16 protein-coding genes are annotated in these 14,182 nt (G+C 63.2%); 5 read left to right on the top strand and 11 right to left on the bottom strand.

The features are described from left to right. Positions 1-27: 27 nt before the first annotated feature. Positions 28-876, bottom strand: a complete 849-nt coding sequence (locus tag LWC34_RS37875; protein ID WP_233730034.1) for a helix-turn-helix domain-containing protein — start codon at positions 874-876, stop codon at positions 28-30. Between the two features lie 781 nt (positions 877-1,657). On the opposite strand from LWC34_RS37875, the gene LWC34_RS37870 reads away from it, so the two are divergent. Further along, on the top strand, positions 1,658-2,134 hold the full coding sequence (locus tag LWC34_RS37870; RefSeq protein ID WP_233730033.1) for a hypothetical protein: 477 nt from the start codon (positions 1,658-1,660) through the stop codon (positions 2,132-2,134). Positions 2,135-2,143: 9 nt separating this feature from the next. On the opposite strand, the gene LWC34_RS37865 is transcribed toward LWC34_RS37870, so the two are convergent. The 9 genes from LWC34_RS37865 to LWC34_RS37830 all read right to left on the bottom strand — a co-directional run bounded on the left by LWC34_RS37865 (position 2,144) and on the right by LWC34_RS37830 (position 10,002). Beyond that, the gene (locus LWC34_RS37865) at positions 2,144-2,911 is read right to left on the bottom strand and encodes an ESX secretion-associated protein EspG (RefSeq protein WP_233730032.1); all 768 of its coding nucleotides are present in this window, start codon (positions 2,909-2,911) and stop codon (positions 2,144-2,146) included. 52 nt (positions 2,912-2,963) lie between these two features. Then, positions 2,964-3,344: a hypothetical protein gene (locus LWC34_RS37860; protein WP_233731040.1), complete on the bottom strand. Its 381-nt coding sequence runs from the start codon at positions 3,342-3,344 to the stop codon at positions 2,964-2,966. Positions 3,345-4,200: 856 nt separating this feature from the next. After that, the gene (locus tag LWC34_RS59045; protein WP_372496755.1) at positions 4,201-4,782 is read right to left on the bottom strand and encodes a DUF3558 domain-containing protein; all 582 of its coding nucleotides are present in this window, start codon (positions 4,780-4,782) and stop codon (positions 4,201-4,203) included. A 54-nt stretch (positions 4,783-4,836) separates the two neighbouring features. Beyond that, positions 4,837-5,298, bottom strand: coding sequence for a hypothetical protein (locus LWC34_RS37855; RefSeq protein WP_233730031.1), 462 nt, complete (start codon positions 5,296-5,298; stop codon positions 4,837-4,839). A gap of 220 nt (positions 5,299-5,518) precedes the next feature. Next, positions 5,519-6,763: a nucleotidyl transferase AbiEii/AbiGii toxin family protein gene (locus LWC34_RS37850; protein WP_233730030.1), complete on the bottom strand. Its 1,245-nt coding sequence runs from the start codon at positions 6,761-6,763 to the stop codon at positions 5,519-5,521. 61 nt (positions 6,764-6,824) lie between these two features. Further along, complete coding sequence (locus LWC34_RS37845) at positions 6,825-7,967, bottom strand: hypothetical protein (RefSeq protein ID WP_233730029.1); 1,143 nt, start codon at positions 7,965-7,967, stop codon at positions 6,825-6,827. Then, on the bottom strand, positions 7,964-9,256 hold the full coding sequence (locus LWC34_RS37840; RefSeq protein ID WP_233730028.1) for a hypothetical protein: 1,293 nt from the start codon (positions 9,254-9,256) through the stop codon (positions 7,964-7,966). Before LWC34_RS37840 ends, LWC34_RS37845 begins: the two co-directional genes overlap by 4 nt. Beyond that, entirely contained in the window at positions 9,253-9,579 is a 327-nt protein-coding gene (locus LWC34_RS37835) for a hypothetical protein (RefSeq protein ID WP_233730027.1), read from the bottom strand. The genes LWC34_RS37840 and LWC34_RS37835 overlap by 4 nt, the downstream gene beginning before the upstream one ends. 51 nt (positions 9,580-9,630) lie before the next feature. Further along, a complete protein-coding gene (locus LWC34_RS37830) occupies positions 9,631-10,002 on the bottom strand; it encodes a YbaB/EbfC family nucleoid-associated protein (RefSeq protein ID WP_233730026.1) in 372 nt (123 codons plus the stop codon). 332 nt (positions 10,003-10,334) lie between these two features. Here LWC34_RS37830 and LWC34_RS37825 point away from each other — a divergent pair, with 332 nt between their 5' ends. Then, positions 10,335-12,134: a carboxypeptidase-like regulatory domain-containing protein gene (locus tag LWC34_RS37825; protein WP_233730025.1), complete on the top strand. Its 1,800-nt coding sequence runs from the start codon at positions 10,335-10,337 to the stop codon at positions 12,132-12,134. Between the two features lie 21 nt (positions 12,135-12,155). Here the strand turns inward: LWC34_RS37825 and LWC34_RS37820 are convergent, their stop codons facing one another. Next, a complete protein-coding gene (locus LWC34_RS37820) occupies positions 12,156-12,731 on the bottom strand; it encodes a Uma2 family endonuclease (RefSeq protein WP_233730024.1) in 576 nt (191 codons plus the stop codon). Between the two features lie 235 nt (positions 12,732-12,966). On the opposite strand from LWC34_RS37820, the gene LWC34_RS37815 reads away from it, so the two are divergent. Genes LWC34_RS37815 through LWC34_RS37805 form a run of 3 tightly spaced genes read left to right on the top strand, consistent with a single transcriptional unit; the run spans position 12,967 to position 14,179 of the window. Continuing rightward, positions 12,967-13,539, top strand: coding sequence for a DUF4360 domain-containing protein (locus LWC34_RS37815; protein ID WP_233730023.1), 573 nt, complete (start codon positions 12,967-12,969; stop codon positions 13,537-13,539). Between the two features lie 43 nt (positions 13,540-13,582). Next, a complete protein-coding gene (locus LWC34_RS37810) occupies positions 13,583-13,972 on the top strand; it encodes a VOC family protein (protein WP_233730022.1) in 390 nt (129 codons plus the stop codon). Positions 13,973-14,026: 54 nt separating this feature from the next. Continuing rightward, positions 14,027-14,179 carry a hypothetical protein gene (locus tag LWC34_RS37805; protein ID WP_233730021.1) on the top strand — a complete coding sequence of 51 codons (153 nt, stop codon included), beginning with the start codon at positions 14,027-14,029 and terminating at the stop codon, positions 14,177-14,179. The last annotated feature ends 3 nt before the right edge of the window (positions 14,180-14,182 follow it).

Genomic DNA, 14,182 nt, shown 5'->3' with positions numbered 1-14,182 from the left:
ACCCGAACCCCTTCCAGTTGCCCAGGTTCACAGCTTCGTGACCAGGGTAGCCAGGAACGTGACGGTTTCCTCGCGAGTGAGAGCAAGATCGAGTAGGCCAGTGAACACATCGCCGTAGCGGAGGAGGTCCGCGGGTCGTTCCAGGTACATCCCGCCGCGTTCCGTCTCTACGTAGACGAGGTCCATCTCCTCGCCGGTGTCTGGAAACCTGAGCATGATGAAGGAGCCCTTCATCCCAGGATGTGCGCCGGCGTCGAACGGGATCATGCGAAGGTCGACTCGACCGGTCGTGCTTTCGTCCACCAGCCGCTGGACTTGAGCGTGCATTACCTCTTTGCCACCGACCATCCGGCGGACGACGGCTTCGTTGATGATGGCGGTTATTGGCTTGTCGCCGATGCGTTGTTGTCTTTCTGTGCGGAGTTGGACAAATCGCTCTACCTGTCCGTCCACGTCGCCAAGTCGGGCAGCGCGCCGAATGGCTCGTGCGTAGTCCTCGGTCTGAAGCAGGCCCGGCACGAACTCGGATTCGTAGGTACAGATCATGTCCGCGTCCGGTTCCAGCATGGTGAGGATCTCCAGCCAGTCGGGCATGATGTCGGAGAACGGCTCCCACCATCCGCGCTGGTTGGCTTGTTCGGCGACGCGCATCAGCCGATCGGTCTGTTCGTCGTCGATCTCGTAGATCTCCAAGAGCCGGTAGACGTGGCGCGGGAGGATGGCGTTCCGACCGCCTTCGATCCTGGTCAGCGTCGGTTGGCTGGCGCGCATCCGTTTGGCCACTTCAGCGGCGGTCAATCCGCGCTCGTCGCGCAGCCGCCTGAGCACCTTGCCGAGGTAGCGGCGCCGTGCGCCTGGGCCGAGATCAGCCTCCATGTCCTCCACCTTCTCGTAACGGTGCGAACAGTCTCCTCTTTCACCACGTGTCCCACCGTCCCCTGATCGATGGGTAGCACCACGTATATACGTGACGTATGATAGGTCTGTCAGCGGGAGTAGTCACTGACTGCTCGCCCTGGCGGCCGGAGGCCCCCGTTTCCTGCCCAGGTTCCGGGGGCTGAAGGTCGCGAGCGCTCCCTGTGTCCGCGTGTCGAGCCTGTGAAGGGACGTGGCTTGCCTTGTCCGTGAGAGCGCGCAGTGCTCGACGGCTGGCCAGTCTGTTGACCCGCGCAAGTGGTGTGCACGTAGAAGTCCGTTATGAGCGCGAACTTCGTGTGTACCGGGTGGTCTGGACTGGCGGACCGGAGACGGCGGGTATGAGCCAATGCGTTGCAGCACATGCCAAATCGGTTCCCGAGCTTGACGTAACCGAACTTCGTTGGTGCCGCCGACTCGACAACCACGGCCATGATGATCAGTCGATGGGGCGGGCGTCGTGACGTTTGCGGAGATCGAGGCCGCTCTATTGGCGTTGGCCGATTCACGCAGCCGCGTTGAATCGGACGCCCCACCCCTGAACAGGTCGATCTGGCCGCGGCGATCTTGCAACTGGCCAAGCGGGCACCGGCCAAAGCGCTGCAAATCCACTCGCGACAGATGACAGTCGAGGACTGGCAACAGTTGGCGGGGTTGTACCTAGCGGTCGCTGAGCAGGCCGTGCTGCAGACGAAGACCGTCGACGCACAACGCGGCCAGGAAGGGGTTAGGGATTGACGCCATGTTCGCTACCGGCGTGTTCCGACGGCTGGTGCACGTCATCGACAACACGACGCCGATCGATTTTGCCGGCATTCCACTGTGGTTCGCGCGCTGCGGCGCCGCCTGCGTGCCACTCGACAGTGCACCCAGCATCGACCGGAACCAGTGCCCCGTCTGTGCTTGTGAGCCGTCGCGCCGCGACGAAGGGCATCAGTCGATGACTGCAGAGCTACCGAGCGGCATTCCCGTTTTCTGGGGGCGAGGCATCGTTGAACCCAACTGTGCGCACGTCCGGGAAACCCGTGCGGGACAACCCGTCGCTGACCAAGCCGAAGATGGCTCCGTAGTGGGCTTCGCAATCTGCGGCTGTCTGCTCATCGCCGATGTCACTGACGAAAACGTGGCCTCTGGTGCTTGTCGACGATGCTCGCGCTGTATGGAGTTGATGGCCAACCGGCTGCCTGGCGTCGACTATCCACTCTGGACAGATGGATAGTGGGGTGGCTCAGTCAGTCAGTGACCGATGAACTTCGAGGAGCCGCGCGACCAGCGCACGGTGGTCCGCTGGTGCGATGAACATCTCGACCTCGCCATTCACCATCCTGGCCAGGGTTACATATCGCCCAACAACAGTGTCCACATACGACACGGTGTTCGACGCAACATGGCGTCGTCCGACTCCATCCCTGACCGCGACGCGGAACTCGCCGCCTCCAGTCCGGCCCAGTGCGGCGATCTCGTGTAGTCGTCGAACTTCCAACGGCACCGGATGAACCGCCACTCCGCCGTGCGGTCGATGTTGTCCGCCGTCGAACGCCAGCACGTCCGCGCGCCGCACCCGGAAAGGCTCACCCCTACCCGCCCCGACATCCGGGGTTTGCGCTACCAGCACCCGAGGGAGACTCGCCGATCCGACCGACCGCAGTGATACCCAACCGTCCTGCTCGATGGCCAGTAGCGCCGAACGGCCGGTTGCGGCCACGATCACCCCCGCAGTCGTGTCGCCAACGGTGATCCATCCCGAGTATTCGATGGTCGGGCGGCACAACACCGACAGCGCTGCAGCCACGTCTACATCCAGACGGCCACGCTGATCAAACCACCCCAGCCGCGTGCACTCTTCCCGCAACTGGCCGTCCAGAGCTTTCTCCTCAGCCTCCGGTTGCCAGCCTGCTGCGGGAGTCAGTACATCGGGCAGTTCGCCGATGTTCTCGGCGCGCACCAGTCTCATGAGCGTGTTCAGCGCGACCCGCATCGGCCGTGGCCACAACACCCGGTCGATCCTTCCTAGTGTGCGAACGTGGCCCCCAGAGCCGGTCAGCCCGCTATGGCTGCCCGCCGATCACCGGCGGTGCCGTGATCTCATCGGTGCCGAACACGCTTTCCGGGTCCGGCTCCTGCAAGAACGACGCGCGCTCATGCTCCTCGTCCTCGCTGCCTTGTCCCTTGCCCGGTACGGCGCCCATCGGCACCCCACCAGGACCACCGCGACCAGCAATGCTGCCGCCGCGTGCACCAGGGCCTGCGCCTGCGATCGGTTCGCCGACCGGGCCAACAACGGGACGTCCACCCGCACCAGGACCACCGGTGCCCGGTCCGCCGCCACCTGGGCCTCGGCCGCCTGGACCCATGCCAGTACCGGCGCCCGAGCCGCTCCGTCCACCCGAGCCCGTGTCGTCATGCGGAACGCCGAGAGGGCCGATCACGCCGCCGGGATAGCCAACGCCGGGGCCACCACTTTGTGGCACGCCACTTACCGGGCCACCGGCGCCTCCCACTCCACCCGGCACGCCCACTGGAGGCGCAGGAGGCACGAAACCATCCGGAGTTGTCCCTTGCGGCTGGGGAGGCGCAACCACATGGCTGCCGCCACTACCGGCTGAACTGCCCGTGCTTGAGCCAGAGCCACTGTTAGTCGGACCTGAGCCGCCAGCACCAGACGGACCCCCGCTTCCACCAGGCGAATTCGGGTTGCCTTGCCCGGGTCCTGGGCGATCTGGCCCGCCGCCGTCGCCACCACCAGAACCGGTCGGTGTACCGGTGGCGACACGAATTTCTGACTGGTCGTCAGCTATCTGTCCGAAGGAATCCGGCATGCCCATGTTGTAAACGGACGCATTCTCATAACCACGCATCACGTCCACGTTGTGTTGGGCTGCGGCCTTGTGTGCGCCCAACTGCTCCCCATAAGTAACCAACGAGCCCGGGTTCATGAACGCAGCCAACGGATCAACCTTGGCCGGCGCGGGCGGGACCGGAATAACCCGATTCTTCGCGTCGTCGAAGGACCCAACCTGCCGGTTTGTCAGATCTTGCGCTGTCGCCAATGCGGGAGCAGCCAACGCATGTTCTACGGCAAGTGGCCCCAATCCCCGCTGCGCTGCCCCGGAAGCATCTCCCTTCCAGACCGCTTCCGTGGCTGCCACCAGCCTCTTGATCTCGTCAGCCTGAGCGTTGTAGCTCTTCGCCAACTCGTTCACCAGAGCTGCGGAATTGCTGAGACCCGCACCACCCGGGGCCTGCTGAAAGTTGTTGTAGATGCCCTCGCCTGAAAGGAACATCTTACCCACCCCTCTTCAACGTCTCGATCACCAGCGACGCCACCTGCTTAGCGCGATCGCAGGATGCAGCCCCCTTCAGCGGCCCTTGTTCCGTTACCAGGAACGTTAGGGTGTCTGAGATTCCGACTGTCAGATTGCAAGTGCCATTGTTTCGAAAATCCTTAATGTCCCTGAACACTGCGGGGTAGCCAGTCACGTCTGTCGGCTCAAAATAACCGCCAAACTGCCCCTGGCGGTGCGCTCGATAGGTGTCCGACAAACCATTCTTGTTGCCAGTCGTGAAGGAGACGCTATTCGCTGAGGCGTCCGAGTTACGCCAACTGCAGCTAGGTCCAGACGTCTTCGCTATTTGACTGTCGGTGTCCGGTTTACCTTGTGCCTGGAGGTTTAGATCTTTCAACTGGGCGGGAGCGAGGATCGCGCAGGGCTGACTCAGAAACTTGCTGGCGTCTAGCGGTACAGACACACGCGGTGCCTCCGAGTCGTTGCCAGATGTGGTGGCCGACGTACTGGCCGCAGCAGATCCAGTATTTGAACTCGGCGTTGGTGTGCCGCCTTGGCTCGTCGTACACCCGGATGCCATCGCAACCACGACTGCCGTTCCGGCCAGGAGCTTGATCGATCGCATATTGGCTGCTCAGCCCTCGTACTGATTGTTCATGTCCGATGTAACACCCTGCTCGGTGCTTGCATACAACTTGCGGCTCGTTTCAAGTTTCCGGATGGCGGCGTTGGCGACTTGTAGCAACATCTGATTGTGCTCGTATGCACGGATCAGCCACTGCTGAGTTGCCTTGGCTTGCATAACGCTCATGATGTCGGCTGCCGGCGGTTGCGCGAGCTCGGCAGCTCGCTGAAATTTCTCCCCATCAGTAAGGATGGTTTCGTGAACTGCCTTGACGCGGGCGATGATGCCGTCCAGCTCGGCAAGGCTGGTGAACTCGTAGTAGCCACCAGCACCGCCGCCACCTGAGTGGTGTTCGTACTCGCCATCGAAGGCGCTCGCGATCGCACCGCCGACCTGGCCAAGAACGATCTCCGAGTCGACTTGCTGCTCGGCAGTTCCAGGCTCTTGGTCCTGCTCCAGTCCCTCTGGCATGTCTGTCCACTCCCCTTGGTGACTACCAGCCGACCAAGCCTACCAACCGTCACCAGTTCAACACGGCCAGTTGGTGAGACGGCCCCGACAGCCAGCAGGTTCCCGTTTCGCGGATAACCTCGTCATCGCGATCGTCTTGCCCGCTGTTGATGGTTGGTGCGCAGCCAGGGCTCGCGATGTCGCTAGATGATCAACAGGTCGTCGGCGTCGTACTCCGTACTTAGCTGGCGGCTGGCTCACCGGATGCCGATCCACGGCGACGGCTGGCCGTGCAGCTGCGGCGCGATCGACAGGTAGTGCACTGATCGTGTGCCCGGCGGCCGCCGCCTGGTGGACACGGCCCTTCGCGATCTGCCAGGCACGGATCTCGGCGATCAGTCCAGCAAGGGCCAGAACGAGGGCGAGGAACGCGAACTTCTCGTTGAAGCGCCCCATAATGCCGCCGACCGCCGCCAACCGCTTTTGCCTCGCTGCTGTCTGAGGCGAAGGTGCGCGGCGTGACCACGAAGTCGAGGTCACCAGGCTCACGCGCGGCGTCGCCGAGCCATGCCCGGAGCACGACACTGCCTCGCAGCACGAGGTGCTCAGCCCAAGGTGAGGTCGCCACGACCGCCAGCGTGTGCCCCATCGCGGCGCGGCGGGCGGCGAGCCACCGTTCGCCCTCGGTGTCGTTGCCGAACACCGGCTCGCCAGCCCGGAAGGCATGCGCAAAATGCTTGAGTGCCGGGTCGAACGCGGCGCGCTGCCGGATGTCCTGTCGCGGTTTCACTGCGAGCGGCAGGTAGGTCGATGGGAACCCTTCGGTACCGGCGGGCGCGGTCCGCAGCCGCTCATCCCCCGACGCGTGCCAGTCCGCCGCTGGGTCGTGCTCCAGCCAGCCCCGGTCAATGTGCAGCGCGTCGTCGTGGACGACGTATTCCTCCTCGACCTCCAGCACCTCGTACCAACCAACCCGCAATGCCGTCAGCAGCGCGTCGAGTCGAGCCTGGGCAGTCAGGCGACCAACGCGGTGACAGCGCTGGGTGACAAACCGTTCCTCGCGGCCGTCATCGCGTTTGCGCCGTGCGTTGCGCGAAACGTGCGCTTCATGCTGCTGGGCGGTCGACGTCAACGCCGACAAGCCGCCAACGGGTAGTAGCACCTTCACGTGGTGTTCGAAGTACAGGTCCGCACGCGCCTCCTCATCGAACTGTGGCACGCCCTCATTCCATGGCGCTGCCTCGATTTTCACCCGCAGAACGCTCAGGTCGGCTGCCTCAAGATTGGCACGCCACCGCGCCGCGACCTCATGCAGATCCGCCAGCGTGCCGTTGCTCGATACGGTCAGCATCGGCTGGGATGGCATCGCGCCGCGCTGAAGCTGGATATGGCTGAACTTGGCGCCGTTCTGCTCGGCAAACGCTGAGAGCTTGTCCACCTCCCATTCGGAGCCGGTCAGGTGCACCTCGAAGTCGCCGGAGAACATGCGGCGAATCCTTTCACCCGATGGGCAGTTGGTTCATCTCAAATTACGGCGGGGTTCCGTTTCAACGCCTGACGTTCGACGGCTCCGGAAACGCCTCGACGTACTCGTTCGCGCGGATGAATCTGCGGAACTGGCCGAGCGGCGAGCGTACGAGGAACAGGAAGACGACGCCGATCGCGCCGAAGCCGATCATGCCGCCAGTGCCCATACCGAGGTCACCGAGCTCGGTGACCTGGCCGATGGCGATCAGCAGGGCAGTGAACAGCGGAGTGAGCAAGAAGGCGATCACCACCAACAGCCGGTAAGGGCGGTAGTCGGTGCGGTCGTATTCCTTCGTTACGCGCTGCCAAGGGGTGAGCGCGCCCGTCCTTCTGCGGGCGGCCATGGCGCGCCACGCTTCCTCAGTTGCAGGTTCGGCGTCACGCTCGACGTTGGCCGCGCGGGACTCGATCGCCGCCACGATCGTCTTACCGTCCCTTTCGGACACGGGTACCAGGAGTTCGCGAGCCGTGCCAACGATCCTTATCGCCAGGCCAGGCCTGATGTCGTATTCCAGCGCGTCAGCCTGCTCACTGCCGTTGTAGACCAGGACTTGCCATGTCGTGTCGTGTTCCACTTGCTCCAGTCGCACCGAGCGCAGCGTGGTCCACGGGATTGCGACACGGGCACGGGATCGCTTCCACCTCGACAACAGGCTGTCCAGGACAAGCCGGTCGTGCTGAACGCACAAACGGGCATTGAGCCCGTCTGCCTCGAACGGGATCTCCAGTCGTGATGCGATCATCGCGTGGGTGACAGGTCGTGTGGTGACCAGGCGAATGGCGTGCAACAAACCCAAACAGGCCGCACCCAAAGCAATGGCGATCCCCAGACTGATCACCGGGCGGTATTCGGTCCGGTAGTCGTTCGCGATCTCCAGGCTCGTGATCACCGCGGGTACGAGGCCCGGCGCGATGGCCAAGAGAGTGATCATCGGCCACACTGTGACTCTGCGCCAGAACACCACGTATGCGCTAGCGATGATCAACCAGACCGCTGCACCGGCGCCGACGTACTCCCAGACCTGTCCCCAGGTGTCCGTGGATCCTTGCCCGGCGAGCTGTGCGTCCCATTGGAGCAAGGCGCCCCATACGTAGATGGGGAGCACTGCAGCGAGCACGACGAGCGCCAGCGCCATCGCGTGCCGCGGGAAGACGCCTGTCACAGATCTCCTTCAGTGCGCCACTTCTCCGATTGGGGCGATGCTGGTGGCCCCTGAACCTTGGGCGGCTCGGCCGCTTTGCGTCGCTCGGCCTCCCAGTGCTCCCGCCACTCCTTGTCTTTCTCGTCCTGCTTTGCGTGGCCGTCCTGCTCCCGATGGCTCTGGTCGCTCCACGCCTGTACCGCCGAGTTGGCGAGGATTCTTGGGTACGTCGGGACCGTGATGGGGCCAACCTTGGATTCCAGTTGGTCACCGACCGTGTCGATGCGCGGGTCTCCGATGGGCTTGCCTTCGCGGAGATTGTCGTTCCGGTTCGCCGCGAGTTTCTCTCCAGCCTCCGTGCGTGCGGTTTTGAGCTCGTCGCCGCGTTTGCCGAGACCCTTGAGCTTGTCGGCATCGCTGGGATTGAGCTTTCCCGCTGCGGCCTTCTTCGTCATTCGCAACGAGTCACCGGCGTGCTTCACGGCATCCCGGTTGTACTGGCCGACGCTCTTGTCGAGGTTGCGGACTGTTCCCTTGATGATGTTACGAGACTCTTTGGCGTCGTTGGACACCTTCTCCAGTTGCTTGATGACTTTGCTGACCTTCTTCGCGTTCTTCCCAGCGAGGATCGCCCCCGACGCGACGGACTCGGCGATGAACGCGGCCTGCGACGCGCCGAAGGTGACCGGAGCCAGTGCAGAGGCTGCGGCGAACCGGATGATGCGATCCGACGCGAAAGTTGCGATCGAGTCACGCACAGCACCGCGTACGACACCGACCATCGTGGCGGCGACGGTCATCGCGCGGGCGGCGGACGTCGCGTGGTCGGCGCCACCGGCCACTACGGTGGAAAAGTCCTTCACGGCAGTGCGATAGGCATCGATGGCTGGACCATGTGCGTCGCTGAGCGCGGTAAGTGTGTCCGAGTATTTGGCTGAGGTTTCTTGCATCCGGGTAGCGATGCTGGACCACGTGGCCGCCATCGCTGTGACCGCGTCCGGGTCGCCGGCGAGTAGATCGAGAGGCTCCTTGAGGAATCCGATGTGCTCGATCAGCCAGCCGATGACACCGGAAAGGACACTTCCCAACGGGTTCATCGCAACGCCGAGCAGGTCGAGACCGACGCTGACCGCGTCGCCCGCAAAGGCGCCCCAGTCGCCGTTGAACCCGTCGTAGATCGTGTTGGCGGCACTGCCGAACAGACCGGAGCCGTCCCACGCCTGAGTCGCGCTGTCGAAATTGGACGGTTGAAGCAGGCTGGACGCCTCGAAATCCTCTGTCGCGTTGAGCGGATTCTGCGGCTGGGTCATGGCGCCGCCTCGTCCATGCCCTCGCGCAACTTGGTGAACGCGTCCTTCAGACTCTTGTCGTTCTCGTCGTATGCCGTGCGCATCGCGGTGAATCGATCGGCCACACTGTCGCCAGCGGCCTTGACCTTGCCGACGTATTCAGCAGCGTCGTTCGTCCACCGGTTGAGCACTTGGGCGAAGACCATGCCGACGACGCCGAACGCTTGCGGGTTCCACAGGTTGGCACCTGCCGATGCCGCATCAGGCAGACCGGCGATCAGCGCTTTGAGTTCGCGTTCGTGCGCTGCGAGCACGTTGAGGTCGACCGCGAAGCCGTCGGGCATCAATGCTCACCCCTTTTGAACAGGTCGTGTTGGTCATAGTCGATGTCGTCGTCATCGGGAGTGGGAGCGCGACGAGCGGGCGGTGCCTGTGCGTGTTGCTCGGCCCTCTTGGTCCTCGTTGAGTGTGGCCAGTCGTCGCATGGGCGGAGACTCTTCCGTTTCGTCTGGCAGGTCGACGGCCGGGATCTGCTCGTTGACGAAGTGCATCGCGTCGCTGTCCGCGCCGATCAGCGGTTCCATGATCGCGCTGATCTGCCCTGCGGCCTGCGCCTGCGCTCGTCTCGCGGTGCTCATGACGAGGGAGGCAAGCCGCTCCTTGGGCATCTGGTCGGCCTTCGGCCCGAAAGACAGGCGGACCAGCGCACCGGCGACACCGACGGTCACAGTCACCGCGCCGTCCTGGCTCGTAGCGGTACCGGTCAAGTCCTTGAGCTTGGTCTTGGCCTCTTCAGCCGCTCAAGCAATTCCGCGGTACGCAGCTCGTAGTCCGCAACGATCTGCTCTGGATCCGTCACCGTGATCCTTTCCGATGAACACGTTTCGTCACACCGTACTCACCGCGTTGAGTGTCTGTCTGGCCAACGAGAAGGAAGCCCGGTGAAGGAGTGTTATGCCTAGCAACGTGGCGTCCTACGTTCTGGCGCCTGGAAAAGCCTTGACGTCCGGCCAATTGGAACGCTTGTCGGCGCGATCGGGCACTGACAGCGATTCCTGGCGCCCGCTAGATTCCTGACCAGCTGTCAGGGGAGGGTAGCGTGAGACGTCGAATCACGGCATTTGTGGCCGTGCTCGCCTTGTTCGGTTCGTTGGCTGGTACTGCCAATGCTGAGAATGTCCTGGCGAGCGGAACAATTTCCGCGAGGTTCACCGGTCAGCCGGTGGGCGAGGCCTGTGTGACGGTCTTCGACTCCAGCAACGTCGAGGTCGCGCACACATGTGCCGACCAAGCGGGCAGATATAGGGTTGAGTCGACCGCGCCGACCGGGCAGGACTACAAGGTCAAGGTGTCAGCGGCGGGCTATGCCGACACGTGGAACTCCGACAACGGCGGCGACGCGCGCGGTATCGCGACCGCGAAGACTGCACACCTTTCCGGCGGGCAACTGGATTTGGGGTTGCGCCCGACGGGGGAGGGCGTGGTGCGCGGCGTGGTGACGGCTGACATGCCCGGTTTTCGAGCACGCGTGCGGGTGCACGATGCCGACTATCCACAGCAGATCTGGAACTCGGTCGGCGTGGCTGCGGATGGCACGTATCGCGTCGATGGGTTGTGGCCAGCGCGCTATCGCGTCGAGATCCTGACCGAAGCCCTCGGAAACCAGTGGTACCACCAGAAAGACACGCCGGAAGAGGCGGAAGTGGTAACTGTGCCTGCGGGTGTCGAACCTGTTGTCGATGAGCAGATCTTTCCGCGGGGTGTGGTGGATCTGTCTGTTGTGGACGAAGTGACTGGCGCGCCCGTCAATGAGTTCTGCGTTTTCGTGCCTGGGCGCCGGGACCGGTCCTGTACGACGACAGGGCAGGTCGACCATAAGCTCGTCCGCGGGACGTACGGCCTCGCCGTCACGGTCACCCAGAAAACCCACTTCTCGCCCGACACGGTCAGGGTCACTGTTCGGCCTGGCGAGGTCACCAAGGTCACGGTGAAGGCGAAGCCTGCCGTCGCGATCCAAACGACCATCAGGGACGCCAAGACCGGCGATCCCGTTGCTGGCGCATGTACGCAACCGGTCGCTGATCGTGGTGTGTCTGATTCGGGTGTCAGGTCGTGGTGCAGTGATCAGACCGGGGCGGTCACCATCGGCCCGCTTGCTCCTGCCGTCTACAACCTTTTCGTACGGCCTGGCGACACAACGCACGGCATGCAGTGGGTTGGCAGGTTGGGCGGTGGCACGGGCATTCAAGAACTCGCTCGTGAGATCGACGGCAAGCCCGGGACGTACACCAAGGTTCCGCCGATCCGCCTCGACCCGGCTGGCACGATTTCTGGCATCGTCAAAGACAAGCAGACCGGCGACCCGTTCGGCGGGGTCAAGGTTTTCCCTTACGCTACAACGAGTTCGGACAATTCTGGTGCGGCAACGACTGATGCTCAGGGCGCGTACACAGTGACCGGGCTTGGTCCTTATTGGTGGCCGCTTGAGTTCACGTCGTCTGCCGGGAAACACGCATGGCAGTGGTCAGGCAACGCGGCTGACCGGTTCCACGCAGCCAAGGTGAAGGTCAACTCGGGTCATAACACCGCGGCTGCCGTCGAGACCTTGTCGGCCGGTGGGAGTTTGAGCGGCGTCACGAGCGTCGAGGGGCAGGAAACCAGCTCTGTCGAGGTGACGGTGGTGAATGCCTGGACCGGGGATGTCGCCGGGCCGGTCGTTACCGATTCCGGCCGGGGTTACACGATCGACGGCTTGGCTACGCAGCAGGTCAAGGTCCACTTCAGGGAAGTGACGTTCCAGCCGGTTTGGTACAAGGACGCGGCGTCTTTCGATTCCGCCACTCCCGTGCGGATCATTGCTGGTCATACGACCGGCGGCATCGATCAGCACGTGAAGTGACGGGCTGGAGCGGTCCCTTGCTCACTTCATCCGGATGAGATTGTCCAGGTCAAGGGCGATGGGGAACGGGACTGGACGGTCCAGCGTGCCCCTGAATATTCCCGCCGGGACATAGGTGGTGGTCGGTGCGTCCAGCTCGTAGACATGCACTACTGGCTTCGTGTCCTGCTCTTCGACGATCCAGTAGTGCGCGATACCGGCCTCAGCGTATTTGCGGAGCTTGACGGTGGAGTCGCGATGAGCGGACTCCGGGGAGACGACCTCTACGGCAAGCAGCACGTCAGCCGGGGCGTACCACGTTCGGTCCGGCTCGTAGGGGGCGGTTGTTACGAGGACATCGGTTTCCGGCCGGTTCCGTACATCCAGCCTGATCGTCATCACGCGTTCGACTTCGATGCCGTCGGGGGCTTGGTCCGTTAAGGCCACTGTGAGCCCAGTAACGATGCGGCCGTGCCATGACCGCTGCGGAGACATCATGAATACGAGCGCTCCGTCGATGAGCTCTGTGTGGCGGGGTGCGTCCTGGAGACCGTCCAGGTCATCCGCGTACCAGCCCTCGGCGCGAGGAGGGCGCATCCAGTCCGGTAGAGCGGTCACACGTCAGCGGTAGCGACTCGCATCGCCACAAGCTACTCGCACATCCGAAAGCGGACCTCCTACCTGCGGAAACATTATATGTCGGGTCTGGTCAGCGGATCAGCGACCGCTCTTTTCGGCGGTCGGCGATGGTGGGCAGGGCTGCGTCGTTCGGGGGAATCCTGAGCCGGTCTCCCGGCGGTGTTGCCGATGGCGCCCTTGGCGATAGCGTGCCGCCGTCGCTCAGGAGGTTGCCATGCTGAATGCCTTGGCCACGGTCATTCTCGCCTTCGCTTCCGTTGTCCCGCCGCCGGGGCCAGTCACGATCGAGGTGCTCAGCCTCAAGGGAGACGGGTGCGCGGCGGGTAGTGCCGCTGTGGCGATGTCCTTGGACAATGAGGCGTTCACGGTGACCTACAGCGATTTCATTGTTCAGGCGCACAGTTCTGAGGTGCGCAAGACGTGTGAGATCAGTGTGCGGGTGAATCATCCAGATGACTACACGTATGGCATCGCGCAGACCGATTATCGCGGGTTCGCGCATATTGGTGCTGGGTCACGGGGAATCGCGAAGGGGCATTACTTTTTCCCTGGCATGCCTACCCGGCACAGTTCGCACACGATACCGGGACCGGTCAGCGACAACTGGCAGGTCACCGATCAGCTTCCGCCACAGGATGTCCTGCATGGACCGTGCCGGCAGCGGAAACCGTTGAGTATCAACGCCGAACTGCGTGTTGTGGGAAAGTCGGCGACGACTTTCATGACCATGGACTCCACTGACAGCAGTGTTTCATCGACGTTCCGGTTGTCCTGGCGGAAATGCTGAGCGAGGTCTACCGTCGTTTCCCTGACACCGGGAGGCGAGAGCGATGAGTGGCAGAGTCGTACACTTCGAGGTCCCGTTCGATGACGCTGAGCGCGCCAAAGGTTTCTATCAGGAGGCGTTTGGCTGGGACATCATGAGTATGCCGGAGATGCAGTACAACTTGGTCTCCTCCGGTCCCACCGACATGCAGACCGGTCCGACCGAACCTGGCTTCATCAATGGTGGGATGTTCGCACGTGGCGTCAACGCGGCGACGTCGCCGGTGCTCGTCATCGACGTCCCGGAGATCGACCACGCGCTTGAGAAGATCGAGAAGCTCGGCGGTCTGACCGTCACGGCCAAGGCACCGGTCGGCGACATGGGGTTCGCGGCGTACTTCAAGGACACCGAGGGCAACCTGCTCGGTCTTTGGCAGAGCGCTCAGCAATCCTAGGTTTCGACTGCGGCGCGGGTGGCAACTCCTCAGGTAGGTCCCCATGGAGGTGTCATGATTATTCTCGGTGCGATCCTGCTGGTAATCGGCTTGTTAGCCGGTATCTCGATCCTGACGACGATCGGCGGGATCCTGCTGGTCATCGGCTTGATCCTCACGGTGCTCGGCGCCGTCGGCCGTCCGCTGGGCCGCAAGACCTATTACTAGCCA

This window comes from Kibdelosporangium philippinense (genome assembly GCF_021390435.2).
GTDB classification, from domain to species: Bacteria; Actinomycetota; Actinomycetes; order Mycobacteriales; family Pseudonocardiaceae; genus Kibdelosporangium; species Kibdelosporangium philippinense.
Note: the sequence above shows the minus strand (reverse complement) of the source record. Positions and strands in the feature narration are given on the sequence as shown.